This window comes from Bacillus sp. KICET-1, assembly GCF_027721405.1.
GTDB lineage: Bacteria > Bacillota > Bacilli > Bacillales > Bacillaceae > Bacillus > Bacillus velezensis.
The window spans coordinates 3,298,166-3,321,698 of record NZ_CP113515.1; the positions used below are offsets into that span (position 1 = coordinate 3,298,166).

Below are 23,533 nucleotides of genomic sequence, written 5' to 3' on the forward strand. Positions count from 1 at the left end.
GATGTTTATTCCTCTTTTCCTGTCAGACTCGTCAATGCCGCAATGCTGTCTTCCAATTGAGCAGGTTCTTCCGTTCCTTGTTTTAAAAATTGAATAAGCTGCGGATAAAACTGAATCGCTTCATCAATTTCTCTTGATGACCCTCTTTTGTAAGCTCCGATATTAATGAGATCTTCAGAGTTTTGATAAGTTGACAGAAGATCGCGGAATTTGTTGGCCGCCTCTATATGCGATGTGTCTGAAATATTAGACATGACCCTGCTGATGCTTTTCAGGATATTCACGGCCGGGAACTGCCCTTTGTTGGCAAGCGCCCGATCGAGAACGATATGCCCGTCTAATATTCCGCGCACCGTATCGGCAATCGGTTCGTTCATATCATCTCCGTCAACGAGAACCGTATAAAAAGCGGTTATCGTTCCTTGTTCATTCGCGCCCGTTCTTTCCAGCAAACGGGGCAAAATAGCGAACACGGAAGGTGTATATCCTTTTGTTGTCGGCGGTTCTCCCGCTGCCAGGCCGATTTCCCGCTGAGCCATCGCGACCCTCGTGACGGAGTCCATCATGAACATCACATTCCGGCCTTTATCGCGGAAATACTCTGCAATGGCGGTGGCCGTATACGCCGCTTTCAAACGCATTAAGGCGGGCTGATCAGAGGTCGCGACTACGACGATCGAGCGTTTCAGGCCTTCTTCGCCTAAATCCTTCTCGATGAATTCACGCACCTCGCGCCCCCGTTCACCGACGAGTGCGATAATGTTTAAATCAGCTTCAGTCTGCTTCGCGATCATTCCCATCAGGGTGCTTTTTCCGACCCCGCTTCCGGCAAAAATCCCGATTCTCTGCCCTTTTCCTACCGTCAGCAGACTGTCAATCGATCTGACGCCGACACCCATCTTTTCCCGTATCGGCGGGCGTTTCATCGGGTTTGGAGGCGGCTGTTCCGTCGAAACGGGGGACAAACCTTTCGGAAGCGCCCGGCCGTCAAGAGGCTCGCCGAACGCGTCGACAACTTGTCCGATTAAACCCGCGCCTACTTTGATGCGGAGCGACTCGCCAGTGGCCTCCACAATGCTGCCCGGCGCGATGCTGGCCGCTTCCAGATAAGGCATTAACAGAATGTTTTCATCCTGGAAGCCTACAACCTCAGCTTTAATCGCTTTTTTCGCATGGCCTTTCGGATAAATGAGACAAACATCTCCGATTGAGCTTTCGGGCCCTTTTGATTCAATCATCAGCCCGATGACCCGTTTAACCTTGCCGTAGCGCTTGTACGGATCCGCTGTTTCAATTGAGTCTATTAAATACTGTGTCTTCATTGCTCCGCTCCCGCCTCAAGCGCCGTTAAAAGTTTTTGCTTTAATTGCATCAGCTGGGTATCTATGCCTGCATCGACACGTCCGAACGGAGTTTCTATCGAGCACGTTCCCTTCGCGGCTTTTTCATCGGCATATAAGCTTAATCTGCATTCTTTGTATAACAGCTGCTGAATTTCGTCCATATGCTGATGAACCGTCTCATAATATTCAGGGTCCACATAGATGGAGATGTCATCATAATCTTTTACTTCGGCTACTACCTGTTTGACCAGCAGAAGGAAAGCCTCTTTATCATCACTTTTTTGCCGCCATACTTTTTTAGCGAGCGCAACGGAAAGCTCAATGATTTCTTCCTCAGCGCTTTCCAGTTTTTCCTCGACTGACTGTCTCGCCATTTCCATAACGGCATTGGCCCGGCTGATGAGATTGGCGTATTCAGCTTGAGCCTCGGCTTTTCCCAATGCCATGCCTTCTTCATATCCTTCTGCCTTTGCTTCTTCTATCAATCTTTGTTTTTCTTCCGCCCAGCGGTGTTTCTCTTCTTCAATCTGACGAAGAGTGTGCTCAAATTGATTTTTCGCTTCTTCAGACACCCTGTCGGCTTCTGCTTTGGCAAAAGCCATGAGAGCCTCTGGATTTTCGGGTTCCTCCCGGTCTGGCTGGGAATGTGTTTTCCTGACTTCCTGCAAGGAAAGCTTGCGCCGTTTTTGTTCAGGAGAAAATGATGATTGCTGTTTAATGATATTAGACAATAATATCGTCTCCTCCGCCTCGCGCGATTACAATTTCTCCGGCTTCTTCCAGCTTGCGGACGACGCCCACGATTCTTGATTGCGCCTCTTCCACATCACGCAAACGCACAGGCCCCATAATTTCCATTTCCTCTTTAAACGTTTCAACCATACGCTGTGACATATTGCTGAAGACGATTTCTTTGACTTCCTCGCTCGCAACCTTCAATGAAAGCAGGAGGTCGTCGTTTTCAACGTCTCTGATCACGCGCTGAATCGCACGGTTATCAAGGGTGACAATATCTTCAAAGACAAACATCCGTTTTTTGATTTCATCCGCCAACTCAGGATCTTGGATTTCTAATGAATCAAGGATCGTTTTTTCCGTTCCTCTGTCTACGCCGTTTAACACTTCAACAACGGCTTCTATGCCGCCGGTCTGCGTATAGTCCTGCGTAAAGGAGGAGGACAGCTTTTGTTCAAGGACCCGCTCCACTTCATTTATGATTTCAGGAGACGTTCTGTCCATAACCGCAATCCTTCTTGCCACCTCAGCCTGAACGTCCGGGTTCAGCTCAGACAAAATCTGTCCGGCCTGCACCGGGTCAAGGTAGGATAAAATCAGCGCCATCGTTTGCGGATGTTCCTGCTGAATGAAATTTAAAATCTGTTCGGGCTCCGCTTTTCTCGCGAAATCAAACGGCTTTACCTGCAAAGAAGAGGTGAGCCTGTTTAAAATGCTTACCGCTTTGTCTTCTCCGAGCGCTTTTTCAAGCACTTGGCGGGCGTAATTTAAACCGCCTTGTGAAATATAGTCCTGAGCGATTGCGATATTATGAAATTCTTCAATGATTTCATCTTTTCTTTGATGATCGACGCTTCTGACTCCCGAAATCTCGAGTGTCAATCTTTCAATTTCTTCTTCAGACAAATGCTTGTACACAGAAGCTGATACATCAAGGCCTAAGGAAATCATGAGGATGGCTGCTTTTTGTTTTCCTGTAAGCTTGTTCTGATCACGTTTCGCCATTTTCCATTCCCCCTAATCCTCGTCCAGCCAGCTTCGAAGCAATTTAGCAAAGTCTTCCGGTTTTTCTTTAGCCATTTTTTCAAGCTGTTTTCGTCTGACTGTTTCTTCCGTTTCAATTTTCTCTTCGTTGATATCAGGCAATCGAACCGGCTCCGGCGGTGTTTCATATTCATATTCTTCGTATTCATCCTCTTGTGAGCGTTTCTTTCTGATAAGGAGAATAATAAGCAGAATAATGGCCGCAAGCAGTACGCCGCCTGTAATGTATACCCAGATCGGAAGACCTGAAGATTGTGCCGAATCTGTGTTCAGGCTTGTTTTTCCGTCAAACGGCTGAACGGATACAACGATTTTATTGTTGATATCATTGTCTGTCAGGTTTTGATTTTGCGTTTCGTTTTTATCAAGAGACGTTCTGACGACCGTTCCTAAAATCTTCTGTATATCAGCCTGTCTCTGTGCTGATAAGGAAGCGGCATTTTTCGGATTAGGCGGCTCCACCATGACCTGAATGCCTAAATCACGCACTTTATACGGGCTTTCAGCGATTTCTTTATGAATGCGGTTGACTTCATAGTTGATTTTATTGCTGCTTTTTTCGTAGTCGCCGCTGTTTGAACCGCCGTTTGTCTCGGCATAGTTCGCGGTGTCATTGCTTCCCGTTCCGGCCGTGCCGCCGTTGGCCGCGCCGTCGCCTTTATACGTTTCCGCAACTTTTTCGGCGCTTACCGCTATGCCTTCCATGTTATCTTTATCGACAGGTTCGACAGTGTCTTCAGTGCGTTTTTCCTTCGTGAAGTCAATATCCGCCGTCACGGAAACAACGACCTTATCCTGCCCCATCATTGTGCCGAGCAGTGACTGAACATGTTTTTGAACGTCCTTTTCGACCTGCGACTTAATACCTTGCTGAGAAGCATAACTGTCAGAAACGGACCCTGCACCGCTGTCACTTTTGTCATAATATGTAGAATTTTGATCCATTATGACGATATTATCTTCTTTTAAGTTCGGAACACTTTTAGAAACGAGATGGTACAGCCCGTTGATCTGGTTTTGATCAAGCGAGTAGCCCGGTTTCATCTGCAAAACGATTGATGCGGACGCTGCCGGCTGATCTTCACCGACGAACACGGCTTCTTTCGGCATATTGATCATGACCTTCGAGCTTTTAATACCGTCCATTTCATTTATCAGGTTTGACAATTCGGTCTGAGTCGCCTCAACCTTTAAAACGTCAAACTCATTATCCGTCAGGCCGAAGCCCGCATTTTGTCCGAAAAACGAATAATCAATTGATCCCGTTTTCGGCAGGCCTTCCGCGGCAAGCTGGACTTTAAGCGAATCCACTTGGCTCTCAGGAACCTTAATGACCGTGCCGCCGTCAGCAAGTTCAGAAGACACCTTTTTCGTATCGAGCTCTTCTTTAATCTTCCCCGCTTCTTCCGCGGACAAATCTTTATAAAGAGGCACCATCTTTTCAGACGAAGTAAAAATAATAACGACGATGAGTAAAATAATGAATGCGGCCAAGCCGCTTACCATGAGTATCTTCTGTGTTTTTGATCTGTTGTTCCAAAACGCTGCCGTTTTGGTTTTCATTTGCATTAGAGTACGATTCATGTTAACCCCCGGTCATTCCAGTCATTCTCTTCAATCTGACCACTACATCTGCATTCTCATGATCTCCTGATAGGCTTCCACGGCTTTATTGCGGAATTCGGTAGCGGCCGTCAGAGAAATATTTGCTTTTTGGGCAGCGATCATGACCTCGTCAAGGTTTACATCCTTTCCTGCAGCCAGTTCGTTCGATATTTGGTCAGATTTCACTTGTGACTCATTTAACGAATCAATAGAGTTTTTTAAAAGCTCCGAAAAGTTTGTTTGGTTTGAAGAATCAGTTTTTTGAGTTTGGTTTAATTGATTCGTTACGTTTTGAGTGTTTTGGGTTTGTTGAAGCTGAAAAGGAGTAATAGCGTTAACCACTTACATCACCTTACTTTCCGATTTCTAAAGCCTTCAAAAGCATGCCTTTGGAGGCGTTTAATGCAGTTACGTTTGCTTCATATGATCTCGTGCTGCTGACAAGATCCACCATTTCCTTTAATGGATCTACATTTGGTTTTTGTACATATCCGTCTTTATTCGCATCAGGATTCTCCGGATCATAAACGAGATTAAAAGCGGACGGGTCTTCCGTAACACCAGATACCTTTACGCCATTTCCCGCGCTCCCTGTTCCGTTCATCTTGGAATGTAAAAGGGACGAAAATGATTCGCCTCCGGATTGGAGAGATACCAGCTTTCTTCTATAAGGCACCCATTCGCCATTTACCTGCTTCGCTCTCGTTGTATCCATATTGGCCAGATTGGACGATACGACGTCCATCCGGACACGCTGTGCAGTTAAAGCGGAACCCGAAATATTTAAGCTTTGAAAGCCACTCATTATTTTCCTCCTGTCAAGACGGTTTTCAGAGAATTGAATTTGCCGCTCATTCTTTCAACCAAAGCCTGATAATTAATTTGGTTTTCGGCTAAATCTGTCATTTCTTTGTCGATATCGACATTGTTTCCGTTTTGCTGGTACGATGTATCACTGCTGGACACGATAGAATAATCGTCCCCCGAACCCGTAAAGTCAACGTGCCGATAGTCGGTTTTTACAGCCTCAAGATTGGATGTTTCCTGATCTAACAAATTTCGGAAAGAGACTTTTTTTGCCTTATAGTTCGGTGTATCTATATTGGCGATATTATTAGTTAAGACTTTTTGCTTAATGTCCGCTCTCCCCAAGGCATTCTCAAGATTTTGTATAGTTCCAGAAAATAAGTCCAAATCCACTTACCTCCATTTCAGATATTTTTCTCCTAAAAATCCTTGTCGAGAATTGTAAAACCATATACTTATTGTAAGAAATAACAGGCTTAAAGTCTATGAAGTTAGGCTAAAAAAAAGTGCTCAATTATATCTATTTTACATGTAGGTATTAAGTCCTAGAATATTTGTACTACAAGGATTTGTTTAATATAAGACTGAAAATAGCAGAATTTCTGTATCTTCCTCCTTTTTTCACACAGCAAGATGGATTATCTCAGATCAGATTCCAATAAGCAACTTTAAACTGCAACTTTTCACCTATTGTCCATAAAAAAAGCAGGACCCCCATTTTCAGGGATCCTGCTTTTTTCTTAATGAGATTTAAGGTTTTCCAATTCAATAAGGAATTTGTTGTTCAGAACTTTAATGTACGTCCCCTTCATTCCCAGTGATCTGGATTCAATGACGCCTGCGCTTTCCAGTTTTCTCAGCGCGTTAACGATGACTGAACGCGTAATGCCGACACGGTCCGCAATCTTACTTGCCACAAGCAAGCCTTCGTTTCCGTCAAGCTCTTCAAAGATATGCTCAATCGCTTCAAGTTCACTGTAAGACAGAGAACTGATCGCCATTTGAACAACTGCTTTGCTTCGCGCCTCTTCTTCGATTTCTTCCGCTTTTTCTCTTAAAATCTCCATTCCTACAACGGTTGCTCCGTATTCAGCAAGAATTAGATCATCATCTTCAAATTGATTCTGCAGACGGGACAGAATGAGCGTGCCCAGTCTCTCTCCTCCGCCGATGATCGGCACGATCGTTGTTAAGCCCGCTTGGAACAGGTCTCTGTTTTCCACAGGAAACGCCGTGTATTCGCTGTTGATATCAAGGTTTGAAGACGTCTCCGGAACATTGAACAGATTTCTCGTGTACTCTTCCGGGAACTGGCGGTCTTCAAGCATTTTTTTCATGCGGTCATTTTCAATCTGCTGATTAATAGAGTAGCCCAAAAGCTTTCCTCTGCGGCTGACGACGAAAATATTAGAATCAATGACGTCACGAAGCGTTTCAGCCATTTCTTTAAAGTTTACGGGTTTGCCTGCCGCAGCCTGCAGCATGCTGTTAATAATTCGTGTTTTTTGTAGTAAAGCCATGATAAATAATCCTCCTAGAATTCCTCTTATTAAATTTTCACAATATAAATTGACTTAGATCTTTGTTGTTTGCAATCGTTCCGAGCTTTTCTTCAACGTATTGCGGCGTGATGGCTACTTTTTCCATCGTTACGTCCGGCGCTTCAAACGACAGGTCTTCCAAGAGACGTTCCAATATCGTGTGAAGCCTTCTCGCTCCGATGTTGTCCGTATCCTGATTCACATGATAAGCCACTTCGGCGATCTTACGAATAGCTTCGTCAGAAAATTCAAGAGATATACCTTCTGTCTGCAATAAAGCCTGATATTGTTTTAACAGCGCGTTATCGGGTTCGACGAGAATCTTCACAAAATCATCTACCGTCAGCTTGCTCAATTCTACACGAATCGGAAAGCGGCCCTGCAGCTCCGGAATCAGATCAGACGGTTTTGCCATATGGAATGCCCCGGCTGCGATAAACAGCACGTGATCTGTTTTGACGGAGCCGTATTTCGTGACGACGGTAGAGCCTTCGACAATCGGAAGGATATCTCTTTGAACGCCTTCTCTCGATACATCTGCTGAGGAAGAAGCCCCTCCGTTTTTTGCGATTTTATCTATTTCGTCAATAAAGATAATGCCGCCCTCTTCAGCTCTTAACACGGCCTCTTGGCCGACTTCATCCATATCGATTAATTTGCCTGCCTCTTCATTGGTCAGAACCTTCCTTGCTTCTCTGACCGTCATTTTGCGGCGTTTTTTCTTTTTTGGCACCAGATTGCTCAGCGCATCCTGCATATTCATGCCCATCTGCTCCATCCCGGAGCCTTGCAGCATGTCAAACATCGACGGCTGCTGCTCTTCCACCTCTACGGAGACGTAATGGTCTTCGAGCTCTCCCAATGCGAGCTGATGCGCCATGCGCTTTCTTTTCTCTTCAAGGCTTGCTTCTTCCTGCTGGTCGGTTTCATCATCATTTGCCGCCTGGCTTCCTCCGAAAAGCATTTCAAACGGATTTTTCACACCCGCTTGTTTTTTCTTTCCCGGAACGAGAAGCCGCACTATACGTTTGTTTGCATTTTCTTCAGCCTGTTCTTTCACTTCGCTGATTTTTTCTTCTTTAATGAGCCGCACGGATGTCTCAACGAGGTCTCTGACCATTGATTCAACATCTCTGCCTACATAGCCGACTTCTGTAAATTTTGTCGCTTCAATTTTTATAAATGGCGCACCGGTAAGCTTGGCGATCCGTCTGGCGATCTCTGTTTTCCCCACCCCGGTCGGGCCCATCATCAGGATGTTTTTGGGAACGATCTCGTCTCTCAGTTTTTCATCAAGAAGACTTCTGCGATAGCGGTTTCTTAATGCCACGGCGACAGCTTTTTTCGCATCCTGCTGTCCTACAATGTATTGATCCAACCGATCTACGATTTGTCTCGGTGTTAACGGTTTGTTTTCCATGCGCCTCAAGTCCTTTCTATTCAAGTTCTTCCAAAATGATCTGATCGTTTGTGTACACACAAATCTCGCCCGCGATTTTCAAAGCGGCTTTTGCAATATCTTTGGCGGACAGATTCTCTCCGGCATAGGTTTTCAGCGCTCTTCCTGCTGACAGGGCGTAGTTTCCGCCGGAGCCGATGGCCAAAATACCGTCATCCGGCTCAATCACTTCACCTGTTCCCGATACGAGAAGCAAGGTATCCTGGTTCATGACAATCAGCATGGCTTCCAGCTTGCGCAGCACTTTATCGCTGCGCCATTCTTTCGCAAGCTCAACCGACGCACGTTTTAAATTGCCGTTGTATTCTTCAAGCTTCGCCTCAAACATTTCAAAAAGTGTGAAAGCGTCTGCAACAGATCCCGCAAATCCGGCCAGAACCTTTCCGTTAAACAGCTTTCTCACTTTTCTCGCGGTATGTTTCATGACTACAGCCTGACCGAATGTGACCTGGCCGTCTCCTGACATAGCGCTTTTCCCGTTATGCTGGACGGCAAAAATCGTTGTCGCATGAAAAGATGACATGAGAAGGGCCTCCTTTTAATTTTCTTTAAAAGCTCTCGGGTGGTGGGACATATATGTGTTTCTCAGCATTTCCTTCGATACATGCGTGTATATCTGCGTAGAAGACAGATTGGAATGGCCCAAAAGCTCCTGGACGCTTCTTAAATCAGCCCCTTCATTCAGCAGATGAGTCGCAAACGTGTGCCGAAGCATATGCGGGTGTATATGTAAAGTGCCGGATGCTTTTTTTACAAGCCCGCTTAAAATATACCGGATTCCTCTGGCGGTCAGCGGGCCGCCTCTTTGATTGACAAACAGCACATCATGAGGCTCTTTTGCTTTTTCAAGCAGGCACTGCCTTCCGCTGTTGATATACAGCTCCAGCGCATCACGGGCATATGAGCCGAACGGGATATAGCGCTGCTTCTTGCCTTTCCCGTGAACGAGCACCGTATCCATGAACAGGTCAAGATCGCCGACAGTAAGCGTACAGCACTCACTGACCCTCATTCCGGTCGCATAAAGAAGCTCAAGCAGGGCCTGATCGCGCATCCCTGACGGCTGACTTCTGTCTGAAACAGCGAATAGTTCCTCAAGTTCTTTTTCATAAAGAAACTTCGGAATCCGTTTCTCTTGTTTCGGCAGATGAACAAGCTGAAACGGATTCTCTTCAACAAGCTTTTCCCTCATTAAAAATTTATAGAAGCTTCTCAAAGCTGAAATTTTCTTGCTGATTGTTTTTCTTGACAGGCCTTTTTCATAAGCCTCTGTCAAAAATATTCTCACATCATGATATGCAGCTTCTTTCATTCCATTTATATTTTGAGCATGCAGAAACATCCCAAATTCTTCAATCGAATTAACATAATTCACAATAGTATATTGTGAATAATTTTTTTCAATTTGTAAATATTCAACGAATAACTTTAAAAAAAAGTTAACATTCTCAGTCATTATGAAGACCTCCCTCTCCGAAGGGCTTTTAAATGGTATCATATAATGCATCGAAGTTGCAATGAAAAGCTATATCGTTTTCGAAATAGTTTGAATAGTCTCAATTGCGCGTTTAGCGTATTCTTCATTTCGTTCTTTTTTGTTTTTAATTTTTACAGGCAATTCTTTTAAGAGGCCGAAGTTTGCATTCATCGGCTGGAAGTTCTTCTGATTTGTCGTCGTAATGTAGTGAGCCATGCTTCCGATCGCCGTCTCCTGCGGGAATGTCACAAGATCCTGACCGAGCACAAGTTTGGCGGCATTGATTCCCGCTACAAGACCTGAAGCGGCAGATTCAACATAACCCTCTACACCGGTCATTTGGCCCGCGAAAAACAGATCGTTCCGCTGTTTAAATTGATATGTCGGGTTCAAAAGGCTCGGCGAGTTGATAAATGTGTTTCTGTGCATGACGCCGTATCTGACGATATCAACATTTTCAAGGCCGGGGATCAGTTTAAGCACTTCTTTTTGGTCTCCCCATTTTAAATGTGTCTGAAAACCTACAATATTATAAAGCGTACCCGCCGCGTCATCCTGTCTGAGCTGAACGACTGCATAAGGGCGCTTGCCTGTTTTCGGATCTTCCAGTCCGACCGGTTTCATCGGTCCGAACAGCATTGTTTTCTTGCCTCTTTTCGCCATGACTTCAATCGGCATGCAGCCTTCAAAGAAGATTTCTTTTTCGAATTCTTTTAAAGGTACCGTCTCAGCCGTCGTCAATGCTTCATAGAAACGGTCGAACTCTTCCTCTGTCATCGGGCAGTTTAAGTACGCCGCTTCTCCCTTGTCATAACGGGATTTTAAGTACACTTTCTCCATATCAAGGCTGTCTTTTTCGACAATCGGCGCCGCCGCGTCATAAAAATACAGATACTCTTCTCCCGTGAGCTCTTTCAGCTGCTGTGAAAGCGATTCTGACGTAAGCGGTCCGGTCGCGATAACCGTCGGGCCTTCCGGAATCTCTGTTACTTCCTCAGTAAGAACCGTTACGTTCGGATGGTTTTTCACGAGATCCGTCACGCTTTGCGCAAATTCATGGCGGTCAACGGCAAGCGCTCCCCCTGCCGGAACCGAGCATTTATCAGCAGATTGAATGATTGCCGAGTCAAGCGCCCGCATTTCTTCTTTTAATACGCCTACCGCATTGGCGAGTGTATTTGAACGGAGGGAGTTGCTGCATACCAGTTCAGCGAATTTATCAGTATGATGGGCTGCCGTCTGCCTGACGGGCCGCATTTCGTATAGTTTTACTTGAATTCCTCGTTTTGCAAGCTGCCATGCCGCTTCACTTCCGGCAAGGCCTGCTCCGATTACATTAACTGTTTGCTGGTTCATTTCTTTTCATCTCCTGTTGTTTGTCCCTTCCACACAAAGAAGGTGAGCAAGGCTCTGCTCACCGCTACTTCTGTGGTTCTTCCTTATAATCGCATTCGACGCATTGGACTTGTATGCCTTTTTTAAGCTTTTTCTCTACGAGCATATTTTCACATTTCGGGCATTTTCGTTCAATCGGTTTGTCCCAAGATACGAAGTCGCATTCAGGATAACGGTCACAGCCGTAAAAGACGCGTTTCTTTTTTGATTTTCGTTCGACAATGTTTCCTTCATGGCACTTCGGACATTTTACGCCGATTTGTTTGACAATCGGTTTTGTATTCCGGCAGTCAGGGAAGTTGGAACACGCCATAAATTTACCGTATCGGCCCATTTTATAAACCATCCGGGAGCCGCATAATTCACAATCTTCATCTGCGTATTCAGGTTCAATTTCCACTTCTTTCATTTCAGCTTCCGCTTTTTTCACGCGTTTTTCGAAATCGGTATAGAAGCTGTCAATGATTTGAACCCATTCTGTCTGGCCATCTTCAACATGGTCAAGGTCTCTTTCCATTTTAGCCGTGAATTCAACGTTGATGATTTCCGGGAAAAACTCCATGATAAGATCCAGCACGATCTGCCCAAGCTCAGTCGGCACAAACCGTTTATTGTCTAATCCCACGTAACCGCGGCGCTGGATGGTGTCAAGAGTCGGCGCATATGTCGAAGGACGGCCGATCCCCAGTTCTTCAAGCGTTTTAACCAGGCGCGCCTCTGTATAACGCGGAGGCGGCTGAGTAAAGTGCTGCTCAGGCTCAATATCTTTTGATAAAACCGTGTCTCCCTCTTTAAGGTCCGGAAGCATGCGGTCTTTTTCTTCCAGCTGATCGTCTTTACCCTCTACATAGACTTTCATGAAGCCGGCGAATTTGACTTTACTTCCGTTTGCCCGGAATGTCAATCCGTTATTGCTGAGATCGACGCTCATCGTATCAAGGACGGCAGGCGCCATCTGGCTTGCAACAAAGCGCTCCCAAATCAGCTTGTATAGTCTGAGCTGGTCTCTTCCAAGCACCGCTTTTAAGTCGGCTGGTTTTCTGAGCACTGAAGTCGGGCGGATCGCTTCGTGGGCATCTTGAGCGTTTTCATTTTTCTTTGCCGGTTTCCGTTTTCCCGCTAAGTACTCTTTTCCGTATGCCTGATCAATAAAAGCTGACGCCTCTTCAACGGCTGTATTGGAAATCCGCGTTGAGTCCGTTCTCATATATGTGATGAGTCCGACTGTCCCTTCTTTGCCGAGATCAATTCCTTCATATAATTGCTGAGCGATCATCATCGTTTTCTTCGCTCTGAAATTCAGCTTCCTGGCAGCCTCCTGCTGCAGAGTGGACGTTGTAAACGGCAGAGCGGGATTTCGTTTGCGCTCTTTTTTCGTCACCTTGTCAACTGTATACTTATTGCCTTTCAGCTGAGCAAGGACGGCTTTTACGTCTTCTTCGCTTTTTAAAGGAAGCTTTTTGCCGTTTTTCCCGAAAAATCCGGCTTCAAACGTCTCTTTTCCCTTTAAAAATGAGCCGGTAATCGTCCAGTACTCTTCAGGTTTAAAGTCATTGATTTCCTTTTCCCGGTCGATGATCAGCCGGAGCGCAACGGATTGCACACGGCCCGCACTGAGGCCTTTTTTTACTTTTTTCCAAAGAATCGGGCTGATTTTGTATCCGACGAGTCTGTCTAGTATGCGGCGCGCCTGCTGCGCATCGACAAGATCCATGTTAATCATGCGCGGATGTTTAAATGATTCTTTAATGGCGTCTTTCGTTATTTCATTAAAGACGACCCGGCAGTCCGAGCTGAGATCCAGATCAAGACTGTGTGCGAGATGCCATGCAATCGCTTCCCCTTCTCTGTCGGGGTCGGCCGCGAGATAGACTTTTTTTGCTTTCTTTGCCGCTGTTTTTAATTCTTTTAAAACAGGGCCTTTTCCGCGGATCGTAATATATTTCGGTTCAAAGTTCTGTTCGATGTCAACTCCCATTTGACTTTTCGGAAGATCCCGGACATGTCCCATTGAAGCTTTGACTTTATATTTCTTCCCTAAATAACGTTCAATCGTTTTCGCCTTTGCCGGCGATTCCACGATGACTAGATAATCAGACATTTTCATCCCCCTCAAGAGGTGTTCTCTCTCTTTTCAAGTATCAATTCATTTTAGAGCTGCCTTTTTATGGCTTTCAACATTTCATTCTTTATGATGAACGTCATTTTATACATGAAAATAATATGCAACTTTAAATCCTCACTATTATTAAATATTACAATACCGTTTGTCAAACGATATTTCAAAAGGGTTCCGTATACTGAACGCATCGGGCGGTCAGCTCTCCGTCAATATCCTCTGCGCATAATACAGCTTTCGCCCCTTCTTGAATGAGTTTTATAGGTCCTCCGGAATATGGATTAAATATGGAACCCGGAACGGCAAATACCTCTCTGCCTTGATCGAGGGCCTGGTAAGCTGTGATTAATGAACCGCTTTTTTCTTTTCCCTGCACGACCACAATTCCTTCACTTAGTCCGCTGATTATGCGGTTTCTCATCGGAAAATGCCATTTTTTCGGCTTTGTTTCAGGAGGATGTTCTGAGAGTAGGAGATGGTGTTCAGCCATGTATTCTGCTAACAGGAGATTTTCCCGGGGATAGATGTGATGGAATCCGCCGGCTATCACGCCGATCGTAAGCCCTTTTGCCCTGATGCTCGCCTTATGAGACAATCCGTCTATACCGGATGCAAGCCCGCTTACAATGACCCAGCCTTTTTTTGAGAGTTCGGCGGAAAGATGCCCAGCCGCTTTTATTCCGTCTTCTGTCGGTTTCCGCGTTCCTACAATCCCGAGTTTTCTCCCTTTTTCAAGAAGCGGCGTGTTCCCTTTTGCATACAAGACAGCCGGCGGATCATAAATCGCTTTAAGCCATGTTGGATAGCGGGTTGATGAAATCGGAATGACAGTAATGCCTTTGCGGCGGTAATCGGACAGAACTTCATCAAGTTCCGGATCCTTGCGCTCTATTTCCCGAAAAATTGCTTCGGGCACTGTTTTCCCTTCTGATAAAGCAGTTAATGGATGCGGATCCGGTAAAAAAGACAGAGAGTGATCAGCTTTCCACCATTTTAATAGAAGAGACGGGGAAATGATTTGATTAATACTGCAGACCATTAAACAGCGCGATGCTTGATCCAAATCTGGCAACCTCCTCTTTTTTCAGCAAAAACAGGAACAGCCGTTACGGCTGCCCCTGCTTCGATCAGTGCGTTTTGCACGTTTCAAATAAGCCTTTTTCTTTTAACACCTTAATCAACGTTTCACCCATTACAGAAGGGGTTTCCGCGACTTCAATTCCGCAGGCGTTCATCGTTTTGACTTTTTCTTCTGCCGTGCCTTTTCCTCCGGAGATGATGGCGCCCGCGTGGCCCATGCGTTTTCCCGGAGGCGCGGTTTTACCGCCGATAAAGCCGACAACAGGCTTCGTCATGTTCGCTTTCACCCACTCAGCCGCTTCTTCTTCAGCTGTGCCGCCGATTTCTCCGATCATGATGACGGCATGTGTTTCAGGATCTTCATTGAACGCTTTTAACACGTCAATAAAGTTCGTGCCGTTGACCGGATCGCCGCCGATCCCTACAGCGGTAGATTGGCCTACGCCGGCTTCTGAAAGCTGATGGACGGCCTCGTATGTCAATGTTCCTGAACGGGATACAACGCCTACATGGCCCCTTTTATGAATGTATCCCGGCATAATGCCGATCTTGCATTCTTCAGGTGTAATAACACCCGGGCAGTTCGGCCCTATTAATCTCGTTTTCTTGCCTTCCATAAAGCGCTTCACCTTCACCATGTCCAAAACCGGAATGTGCTCAGTGATACAAATGACAAGATCAATTTCCGCGTCAACCGCTTCCATAATTGCGTCCGCCGCAAACGGAGCCGGCACGTAAATAACTGACGCATCAGCGCCCGTTGTATGAACCGCTTCTGCGACCGTATTGAATACCGGTACGCCTTCCGCTTCCGTTCCGCCTTTTCCAGGTGTTACACCGCCAACGATATTCGTGCCGTATTCCAGCATCTGCTTTGTATGAAATAAAGCGGTAGAACCTGTAATCCCCTGTACAATAACTCTTGTATCTTTATTGATAAAAACACTCATTATCTGGTCCCCTGCCTTTCATTCTTTCCTAAACTAAGGATACGATTTTCTGTGCGCCGTCTGCCATTGATTCCGCAGATGTGATGTTTAAGCCTGATTCATTCAGGATTTTCTTTCCTAAATCTACGTTTGTCCCTTCAAGGCGCACGACCAGCGGCAATGTCAATCCGACTTGTCTCGTCGCTTCAACAACGCCCTCGGCGATGACATCACACTTCATGATGCCTCCGAAAATATTAACGAAAATTCCTTTTACGTTTTGATCGGAAAGAATGATTTTAAAAGCTTCCGTAACTTTTTCTGCGGTTGCGCCGCCCCCGACATCAAGGAAGTTTGCAGGTTCTCCGCCGTAGTGTTTAATGATATCCATTGTAGACATTGCAAGACCCGCGCCGTTTACCATACAGCCGATATTTCCATCAAGGGAAATGTAGCTTAAATCGTATTTTGACGCTTCGATTTCTTTCGGATCTTCTTCATCTAAATCTCTGTATTCCATAATGTCTTTTTGTCTGTATAACGCATTGCTGTCGAAGTTCAGCTTAGCATCCAGCGCCATGACGTTTCCGTCCCCCGTAACGACGAGAGGGTTGATCTCGGCGATGGAGCAGTCCTTCTCAACAAATGCTTTGTATAAACCGAGCATAAATTTAGCGGCTTTGCCGACAAGCTCTTTCGGGATGTTAATTGCGAATGCAATTTCCCTTGCCTGATAGCCCTGAAGGCCGACAGCCGGATCAATTACCGCTTTTTTAATTTTTTCAGGTGTTTTTTCCGCTACTTCTTCAATCTCCGTTCCGCCTTCTTCAGACGCCATTAAAACGATTCTTGAAGTAGCGCGGTCAAGTACAAGCCCGACATAGTATTCCTTTTTAATATCGCAGCCTTCTTCAATAAGTAAGCGTTTTATTACTTGTCCGTCCGGACCCGTTTGATGTGTGACGAGCGTCTTGCCTAACAGTTCTTCGGCATACTCTTTCACTTCATCTTTTGTTTTTGCAATCTTTACCCCACCAGCTTTGCCGCGGCCGCCAGCATGGATTTGCGCCTTTACGACATAAACCGAGCTTGACAGGCTCTCTGCTTTTTCAACTGCTTCCTCTGCTGTAAAAGCCACTTTACCTTCAGGAACAGACACCCCGTATTTTCTGAGGACTTCTTTTCCCTGGTACTCATGGATATTCATTTCCCATCCTCCTAACTTATGTAGCAAAACTAAAAATAGACTGCGCTTTCATTCTATATAATACTGGAAGAATTGTCTAGGGTTCAAAACAAAATCTTTATATCCTTCCAAACATTCTAACTTTTATTTTATTGAAAATATAAATTTAAACGGAGTCCGGGAAATGAATGGTCCTTATTTTTCGTTTTTCAGGGTTTCGTCCAGTCTGTAAACAAATGAAAAAATTTCGGCAACGGTTTCATAAAGCGCCTCCGGTATCTGATCGTCAACCGTCAAATGGCGCATTAATTCGACAAGGGTTCTGTCTTCCTGAATGGGGACCCCAGCCTTCTCAGCTTCTTTTATAATATTTTCCGCCACGTGCCCCCTGCCTGTTGCGACAACCTTCGGGACTTGGTCTTTCTGCCGGTCGTAATGCAGGGCGACAGCTCTTCTTAACGGCGTTTGCTCTTTCATATTTTCACATCCACTTTTCTTCCGCCGTCTTTTTCTATAAACTCTTCCACAAGAGCGCTCTGGTCTTTCGGGCGCCGTTTTTTAGCCGTGACGCCTGACAGGCTGAAGCCCGTTTCTTTTACGGCTTCTTTTAAAGCCGGTACGAGAGGGTCGATGGCCGCCTGAAGCTCAAAATCAGTCTCAACCGTAATAGTCATTACATTTTGCTGAATGATGCAGTCCACAACGGTTTCTTGCAGTGTTTCAAGATGCAGCAAAAACAGGAGCCTGCAATGTGACGGATCGAGTTTTCCGTCCGGCTTCTTCCGTCCTTTAAAGAGAACTGTGATGTCATTCTCATACGCGGACGCTCCCAGCGGAAATGACAGCACCATCTGCGTAAAAGAAGGGTTATGCTGCTCAATAAACAGCTGGCCGTTTAATTTATGAATAAGCGGTTCCGCCTCTTGTTTAACGGATTGGGGCGCTTCTTGAAGCGTCCGGACAGCTTGGAGGGCGGTTTTCAGCGCTTGTTTCTCCGGCTGAAGAGATACGCCTTTTTCAAGCGCTGTAATGAATGATAATTCATCACGCGTGCCCAATCCTTTTTTGATTTTCTGCAAAAGGCTTAATACATCATGTTTTTCCGCATATTTCAATTCGGTGAGCTGAACGGCTTTTTCGAAAACAGCCGCCTCCTGTTCTGTCAGATGTGCTTTTTGAAGAACAGGTGCTGTTTTAAATGTTTTTTCTTGAGAAATGAAAGCCTTAATGATCTCCGCCGTTACTTTTACGGGGCGGTTTTCAGTTTTTTCTGCCGATGTCATTAATTTCTCTATAATCTGTTTTGCCGTTTTTTCAGGAAGTTCCGGATCTGTCCGCGCACTCGGAGGAGAAGGTTGGCTTGAGACTGCCTTTCCGTTTTCACGAGTCTCTCGGACAAATGGTGATTGTTTGGATTCCGTCCGTTCTTCTTCATCCATCAGCCCGGTTTCTGGGATCGGCATGCGTGCAGCCTCGGCAAGCTTCTTCAAGAGACGTTCTGCATGAAGATCCGTTTCCGCGTTTAATACGTCAGAAACCGCCTCTTTGAGCACAGACAGCTCTTTTGCCGATTGCGGAGCCTGATTGATTGCCTGAAGCAGTCCTGAGAGGAGGCGACGGGTCGGAACCGGATATTTAACGGCATGAATGGCTGACAAGACTTCCGGATGTGCGGGCAGTTCCCGTTTCAGCGCAAATACGATTGTTTCCGCCGCTTTTTTCAATTCGGCGGCCGGAAGCGATTCAGCCCAGCGGATGCAGGCTTTGAGGCTGTTTTCCGTCATCGGCAGCTTCTGCTGCATAAACGTTTCGGCAATCTGCAGAGACACAGGGCCCGGTTTGACGGAAAGAGCGTTTAACAGTCTACCCGCTGCTTCCTGAACGGTTTTCGGGCTTCCTTCGAATTGGTCGATGACATGAAGCCGGCCCGTTTTTTCCGCCGGCTGTTTGTCATAAGAAAACCAGTAATACGCCTGCGGTCGGAGGGCGGTTTCAAGCTTTCCCTGCATCGTCCGGCCGCCGATCTGGATAAGAGCGCTTTGATCGTCCAGCAAACGGAGAACCTTCCCTAACAGCAGCCTTTGAGCGCCGCTGTCTTTACCGCCGTCCTGCCGGTCCGGAGGGATTTCCGCCGTCAGCTGTCTGAAAGCCGCTTGGATTTCGCCGCTAATGTTCATGTCTTAAGCCTCTTTTCTAACAATAAGATTGAACGGGAGCGAACGTTTTTCGGTGAATAGTTGTCGGTCCGTATGCCTGAAGAGCTTCAAGATGTTCTTTCGTTCCGTAGCCTTTATTTTTTTCAAAGCCGTACATGGGGTAGGTTTTGGCGTACTCAGCCATGAGACGGTCCCGCGTTACTTTTGCTATGCAGGCTCCGGCGGCAATTGACACGCTTTTGGCATCCCCTTTTATAACTGATGACTGCGGAATGTCAAGCGGAAGGGTCATGGCATCAACAAGCAGATAATCAGGTGTTTCCGTTAAAGCATTGACGGCTTTTACCATCGCCAGTCTCGCGGCCTCATAAATGTTGATCCGGTCAATAACGTCCGCATGGACAATGCCGACTCCTACAGCCGCCGCTTCTTCCGTGATCCGGCTGTAATACTCCCCGAGCTTCTTTTCCGACAATTTCTTCGAGTCCGTGAGACCGAGAATCTCGCATTCTGCCGGCAAAATGACGGCGCCGGCGACAACCGGTCCGGCAAGCGGCCCTCTTCCGGCTTCGTCAACACCCGCAATCAGGCGGAAGCCCTTTTTGGATGACTGTCTTTCGTATGCCGTCATGTTCAGCCATTGCTCTTTAAGAGCTTTTTCCTTCGCGTGCTTTTTCAGCCATTGCTCTAAAAGCGTCTGTACGCTTTTTCTCGGGTCTTTCTCACATTGGGCAAGGAAGGGGTCGCTTTCGTCCCTGACCTCTTGCAGGCGTTCTTTTACGCTTTTTACGGTTAATGTATTCACGTTCTCTTCTCCCTTACATTATGTATATCGGTATTCTGCGGAAAAAATAAAGACCCGCATCGCTGCGCGTCTTTATTCTGATGGTGTTTCAAATGAAAGCCTGCCGAATTTTTCCGTCCGGATGTCCCGAATGATGACTTCCGTTGTTTTATCATAGTCAACCATTCCGCCGCCCATCAAACAGCCGCGTTTTTCACCGATCGCGTCGAAAAGAGCGGCGATATCCTCAGGGATTTCCTGAAGTCCGTAGCGCTCCTTCAAACGGTCGGGATAATGCTCTTCCAGAAAGCGCAGCCCGAAAACAGCCACATCCTGCAGGTTGATAATCGTATCTTTAATCGCCCCGGTGATCGCCAGGCGCAAGCCGACAAGCTCATCTTCAAACTTAGGCCATAAAATTCCCGGTGTATCGAGCAGCTCTAATTCCTTGCCTACCTTTACCCACTGCTGTGAAGTGGTAATGCCGGGCCTGTCTCCCGTCTTGGCAATGTTTTTTTTGGCCAGCCGGTTAATGAGCGTAGACTTGCCGACATTCGGAATGCCGATGATTAATGCGCGGATTGCTCTCGGCCTAATGCCTTTTGCTTTCATTTTATCGAACTTATCCTTCAGCAGCTCTTTCGAGGACGGCACGATTTGATGCAGTCCCTGCCCGTTAACGGAGTTTATTGAAAGAGAGGGAATGCCCTGTTCCTGAAAGTGGTCCTTCCACTGGGCAGTCACAGCCGCATCCGCCTTATCGGCTTTATTTAAAAGCATAATGCGCGGCTTATTTTTTAAAATCTCCTCAATCATCGGATTTCTCGATGACATCGGGATTCTCGCATCCACCAATTCGTATACGATATCAATTAATTTCAGTTTTTCTGTTACTTCCCGTCTCGCTTTAGCCATATGGCCCGGGAACCATTGAATGGTCATGTGACTTCGACACCTGCCTTATTTACCGGAACCGGATGTTCCGATGATCTCTTATGTATTTTACGTTGCTTGTTCCGCTTTTACAAATTTCATATAAAAAAAGAGCCTGTTACGGGTAACAAGCTCTTTTCGTTCGTTATCATTATCGTCTGATTTCTTTAATACGAGCCGCTTTTCCGCGAAGTTCACGCAGGTAGTAAAGCTTAGCGCGACGTACTTTACCGTAACGTACAACTTCGATTTTCGCGATTTTTGGTGTGTGTACAGGGAATGTACGTTCAACGCCAACACCGTAAGAAATCTTACGAACTGTGAACGTTTCGCTGATTCCACCACCACGACGCTTGATCACAACACCTTCGAAGATCTGGATACGCTCACGGTTACCCTCAACAACTTTTACGTGTACACGTAAAGTGTCACCAGGACGGAACGCAGGAAGATCAGTGCGAAGCTGTTCTTTTGTGATATCTTGAATTAGTTTTTGCATCGTTTTCAACTCCTTCCAACAGATGCTCTTGGCCACAACTGCAAGGCACAGCGGAACATCGTTTTCAAGCTTCTGAAGGATAAGCCTCCTTAAGCCACAAGTAGTATCTTATCATACCTTCATCGCCTGCGCAATAGAATCTATTCGTTTTCCCACTCGGAAATCCATTTTCTTTGCTCATCAGTGAGAGGATAGTTTTCAAGAAGATCCGGACGTCTTAAAAAGGTTCTTCTGATTGATTCTTTATTGCGCCATTCTTGTATTTTGGCATGGTTGCCCGACAGAAGGGTCTCAGGCACTTTTAAGCCTCTATAATCTGCAGGCCTCGTATAGTGCGGATGCTCTAAAAGCCCCGTGCTGAAGGAATCCTCCACGTGGGATGCTTCTTTTCCGAGAACGCCCGGCAAAAGCCTGACAACGCTGTCGGCGATCATCATGGCAGGGAGCTCTCCCCCGGTCAGCACAAAATCCCCGATGGAGATTTCATCAGTGACAAGATGTTCCCGGATCCGTTCATCATACCCTTCATAATGTCCGCAAATAAACATGAGATGTTCCTCTTCCGCCAGCTCCTCGGCTTTCTTCTGCGTATAACGCTCACCTTGCGGGCAGACGAGAATAATGCGCGGCTTGGCGTCCGTACCGGCTGTCAGCTTTTCAACCGCATCAAATACGGGCTGCGGCTTTAACACCATCCCGGCTCCCCCGCCGTACGGGTAATCATCAACCGTTTGGTGTTTATTATCCGAAAAAGCCCGGAAATTGATGACGTCAAAACGGACAGCCTCTTTTTCCTGTGCTTTTTGCAGAATGGATGAGCCGAGCACCCCTTGAAACATTTCGGGAAACAGTGTTAAAAAGTCGATTTTCATTCGTCTATTAACCCTTCCATTACATGAATCTTAATTTTCTTCTCATTTATATTAATATCCTTTACCACAGAAGCAATATACGGAATGAGCGCATCTTTTTTGCCTTTTCTTGCAACCACCCATACGTCATTAGCCCCGGGCGTCAGGATTTCCTTCACTGTGCCGATCAGTTCCCCGTCTTCTGACACAACCTCGCAGCCGATGATTTCATGAAAATAAAATTCATCTTCTTCAAGCTCTCCCAAGTCTTCTTCAGGGACTTTGATCACCATGTTTCTCAGGTGCTCGACTTCATTGAGACTCGGCATTTCTTTGAATTGCAGCAGGTGAAACTGCTTGTGAAGCCTGTGGGCGCTGACCGTTACTTTGACAGGCTCCGCAGCCCCTTCCGCAAACAAATAAAGCGTATTGCCGGGCTTGTACCGTTCTTCGGCAAAGTCCGTTTTAGAAATGACCCGCACTTCGCCTTTAATGCCGTGGGTATTTACAATTTTGCCTACATTAAACCATCTGTTTGTCATATTATCACCTCGGGCGGATTTCAATTACTACCCCGTCTTTTATGACGATGGTATTTGCCGCTGTTTTTTCATGCCAGTTATCACCGACGTTGATTGAAAGCAGCGCATCGATCTCCTTTTCCTTCACTTCGCTTCCAAGCGGGAGCGACTCTGTCTGGCTTATTTGGAAATCGATCATTTTGATTTTGTCTTGTCTTTTTTCAATGGCTTTTTTAAAAGATTCCGCTACATCGGGATTCTGCTGATCTTTTTCATGTTTTCTAAGCTGAAAATAGAGCTGGCTGCATTCTCGTTCAAGCGTTTGCTTTTTTTCTACAAAAGAGGCCAAAAGCTTTTCCTTACTTTGCTCGGTCAGAACCTGCATAACGGTTACCCTGTGAATAATCTGCATAGGACCAGACTCCCCACTCTTCCAACATATTTCTGTTCATTTGCCTTTTTTACGTGTAAAAAAAGGGGAGGTGCCGGCCCTCTCCCTTTTTCAGTCAAATATTTCAAATTGAACTTTCTTAGAAGACTGTGCGCCAGCTGCAAAAACGACGGTTCGAATCGCTCTTGCAGTCCGGCCTTGCTTTCCGATAATCTTACCGGTATCTGACTTATTGACAGATAAGCGCAGCGCAATCTTTTGATCAGTCTCTTCCTTTGTGACCGTTATGTCTTCCGGATGGTCGACAAGCGGAGCCACAATGCTGACAATCAAATCTTCCAAGTTCTGATCAGTCATTACTTGCCTTGTTTAGCGTTGTGGAATTTTTCCATAATTCCTTGGCTTGAGAACAAGTTGCGGACTGTATCAGAAGGTTTAGCTCCTGTTTGAAGCCATTTAAGAGCAAGCTCTTCGTTGATTTTCACTTCAGCCGGCTTTGCAACCGGGTTGTATGTGCCGACTGTTTCGATGAAACGGCCGTCACGCGGTGAACGAGAATCTGCTACAACAATACGATAGAAAGGAGATTTTTTTGCTCCCATACGTTTTAAACGAATTTTTACTGCCATTTTACTAGCACCTCCGAAAATATTTCAACAAGATAGTATATTAACAATG

The 23,533-nt window shown here is 46.0% G+C and carries 26 protein-coding genes; all 26 read right to left on the reverse strand.

Features of this window, described 5'->3' with window-relative positions; genetic code table 11:
• Positions 1–5 precede the first annotated feature (5 nt).
• The 26 genes from fliI to rpsP all read right to left on the reverse strand — a co-directional run bounded on the left by fliI (position 6) and on the right by rpsP (position 23,484).
• A complete protein-coding gene (gene fliI, locus OVA33_RS16620; RefSeq protein ID WP_007611430.1) occupies positions 6–1,322 on the reverse strand; it encodes a flagellar protein export ATPase FliI in 1,317 nt (438 codons plus the stop codon).
• Positions 1,319–2,074 (reverse strand): flagellar assembly protein FliH, encoded by a 756-nt coding sequence (fliH, locus tag OVA33_RS16625; protein WP_017417778.1) that lies wholly within the window; start codon positions 2,072–2,074, stop codon positions 1,319–1,321. The genes fliI and fliH overlap by 4 nt, the downstream gene beginning before the upstream one ends.
• Complete coding sequence (fliG, locus tag OVA33_RS16630) at positions 2,067–3,083, reverse strand: flagellar motor switch protein FliG (RefSeq protein ID WP_003154256.1); 1,017 nt, start codon at positions 3,081–3,083, stop codon at positions 2,067–2,069. Before fliG ends, fliH begins: the two co-directional genes overlap by 8 nt.
• A gap of 12 nt (positions 3,084–3,095) precedes the next feature.
• A complete protein-coding gene (gene fliF, locus OVA33_RS16635; protein WP_022553346.1) occupies positions 3,096–4,706 on the reverse strand; it encodes a flagellar basal-body MS-ring/collar protein FliF in 1,611 nt (536 codons plus the stop codon).
• A gap of 42 nt (positions 4,707–4,748) precedes the next feature.
• Positions 4,749–5,069: a flagellar hook-basal body complex protein FliE gene (gene fliE / locus OVA33_RS16640; RefSeq protein ID WP_025649464.1), complete on the reverse strand. Its 321-nt coding sequence runs from the start codon at positions 5,067–5,069 to the stop codon at positions 4,749–4,751.
• A 10-nt stretch (positions 5,070–5,079) separates the two neighbouring features.
• A complete protein-coding gene (gene flgC / locus OVA33_RS16645; RefSeq protein ID WP_003154259.1) occupies positions 5,080–5,532 on the reverse strand; it encodes a flagellar basal body rod protein FlgC in 453 nt (150 codons plus the stop codon).
• Positions 5,532–5,921 (reverse strand): flagellar basal body rod protein FlgB, encoded by a 390-nt coding sequence (gene flgB, locus OVA33_RS16650; protein WP_003154260.1) that lies wholly within the window; start codon positions 5,919–5,921, stop codon positions 5,532–5,534. Before flgB ends, flgC begins: the two co-directional genes overlap by 1 nt.
• Positions 5,922–6,274: 353 nt before the next feature.
• Positions 6,275–7,054 carry a GTP-sensing pleiotropic transcriptional regulator CodY gene (gene codY / locus OVA33_RS16655; RefSeq protein WP_017417775.1) on the reverse strand — a complete coding sequence of 260 codons (780 nt, stop codon included), beginning with the start codon at positions 7,052–7,054 and terminating at the stop codon, positions 6,275–6,277.
• Positions 7,055–7,091: 37 nt separating this feature from the next.
• Positions 7,092–8,495 (reverse strand): ATP-dependent protease ATPase subunit HslU, encoded by a 1,404-nt coding sequence (gene hslU, locus OVA33_RS16660; protein ID WP_017417774.1) that lies wholly within the window; start codon positions 8,493–8,495, stop codon positions 7,092–7,094.
• 16 nt (positions 8,496–8,511) lie between these two features.
• Positions 8,512–9,057, reverse strand: a complete 546-nt coding sequence (gene hslV, locus OVA33_RS16665) for an ATP-dependent protease subunit HslV (RefSeq protein ID WP_003154267.1) — start codon at positions 9,055–9,057, stop codon at positions 8,512–8,514.
• A 15-nt stretch (positions 9,058–9,072) separates the two neighbouring features.
• Entirely contained in the window at positions 9,073–9,990 is a 918-nt protein-coding gene (gene xerC, locus OVA33_RS16670) for a tyrosine recombinase XerC (protein WP_007409774.1), read from the reverse strand.
• Positions 9,991–10,059: 69 nt separating this feature from the next.
• Positions 10,060–11,367 (reverse strand): FADH(2)-oxidizing methylenetetrahydrofolate--tRNA-(uracil(54)-C(5))-methyltransferase TrmFO, encoded by a 1,308-nt coding sequence (gene trmFO / locus OVA33_RS16675; RefSeq protein WP_012117550.1) that lies wholly within the window; start codon positions 11,365–11,367, stop codon positions 10,060–10,062.
• A 64-nt stretch (positions 11,368–11,431) separates the two neighbouring features.
• Complete coding sequence (topA, locus tag OVA33_RS16680) at positions 11,432–13,507, reverse strand: type I DNA topoisomerase (RefSeq protein WP_025649465.1); 2,076 nt, start codon at positions 13,505–13,507, stop codon at positions 11,432–11,434.
• Between the two features lie 181 nt (positions 13,508–13,688).
• On the reverse strand, positions 13,689–14,588 hold the full coding sequence (gene dprA / locus OVA33_RS16685) for a DNA-processing protein DprA (protein ID WP_017417773.1): 900 nt from the start codon (positions 14,586–14,588) through the stop codon (positions 13,689–13,691).
• Positions 14,589–14,652: 64 nt separating this feature from the next.
• Positions 14,653–15,555 (reverse strand): succinate--CoA ligase subunit alpha, encoded by a 903-nt coding sequence (gene sucD, locus OVA33_RS16690; protein WP_014417763.1) that lies wholly within the window; start codon positions 15,553–15,555, stop codon positions 14,653–14,655.
• A gap of 28 nt (positions 15,556–15,583) precedes the next feature.
• Positions 15,584–16,741 carry an ADP-forming succinate--CoA ligase subunit beta gene (sucC, locus tag OVA33_RS16695; protein WP_003154283.1) on the reverse strand — a complete coding sequence of 386 codons (1,158 nt, stop codon included), beginning with the start codon at positions 16,739–16,741 and terminating at the stop codon, positions 15,584–15,586.
• A gap of 174 nt (positions 16,742–16,915) precedes the next feature.
• Positions 16,916–17,197: a FlhB-like flagellar biosynthesis protein gene (locus tag OVA33_RS16700; RefSeq protein WP_014417762.1), complete on the reverse strand. Its 282-nt coding sequence runs from the start codon at positions 17,195–17,197 to the stop codon at positions 16,916–16,918.
• Positions 17,194–18,897, reverse strand: coding sequence for a glycosyl transferase (locus OVA33_RS16705; protein ID WP_110085557.1), 1,704 nt, complete (start codon positions 18,895–18,897; stop codon positions 17,194–17,196). The genes OVA33_RS16700 and OVA33_RS16705 overlap by 4 nt, the downstream gene beginning before the upstream one ends.
• Positions 18,898–18,913: 16 nt before the next feature.
• A complete protein-coding gene (locus tag OVA33_RS16710) occupies positions 18,914–19,681 on the reverse strand; it encodes a ribonuclease HII (protein ID WP_104843361.1) in 768 nt (255 codons plus the stop codon).
• Between the two features lie 72 nt (positions 19,682–19,753).
• Positions 19,754–20,602, reverse strand: coding sequence for a ribosome biogenesis GTPase YlqF (ylqF, locus tag OVA33_RS16715; RefSeq protein ID WP_007611396.1), 849 nt, complete (start codon positions 20,600–20,602; stop codon positions 19,754–19,756).
• Positions 20,603–20,744: 142 nt separating this feature from the next.
• Complete coding sequence (rplS, locus tag OVA33_RS16720) at positions 20,745–21,092, reverse strand: 50S ribosomal protein L19 (protein ID WP_003154288.1); 348 nt, start codon at positions 21,090–21,092, stop codon at positions 20,745–20,747.
• A 140-nt stretch (positions 21,093–21,232) separates the two neighbouring features.
• Positions 21,233–21,964, reverse strand: coding sequence for a tRNA (guanosine(37)-N1)-methyltransferase TrmD (trmD, locus tag OVA33_RS16725; RefSeq protein WP_022553353.1), 732 nt, complete (start codon positions 21,962–21,964; stop codon positions 21,233–21,235).
• On the reverse strand, positions 21,961–22,485 hold the full coding sequence (gene rimM / locus OVA33_RS16730) for a ribosome maturation factor RimM (protein WP_072176999.1): 525 nt from the start codon (positions 22,483–22,485) through the stop codon (positions 21,961–21,963). The genes trmD and rimM overlap by 4 nt, the downstream gene beginning before the upstream one ends.
• A 4-nt stretch (positions 22,486–22,489) precedes the next feature.
• Complete coding sequence (locus OVA33_RS16735) at positions 22,490–22,876, reverse strand: YlqD family protein (protein ID WP_110085556.1); 387 nt, start codon at positions 22,874–22,876, stop codon at positions 22,490–22,492.
• 90 nt (positions 22,877–22,966) lie between these two features.
• Positions 22,967–23,212 (reverse strand): KH domain-containing protein, encoded by a 246-nt coding sequence (locus OVA33_RS16740; RefSeq protein ID WP_007611392.1) that lies wholly within the window; start codon positions 23,210–23,212, stop codon positions 22,967–22,969.
• Entirely contained in the window at positions 23,212–23,484 is a 273-nt protein-coding gene (rpsP, locus tag OVA33_RS16745; protein ID WP_003154296.1) for a 30S ribosomal protein S16, read from the reverse strand. The genes OVA33_RS16740 and rpsP overlap by 1 nt, the downstream gene beginning before the upstream one ends.
• Positions 23,485–23,533: the final 49 nt, after the last annotated feature.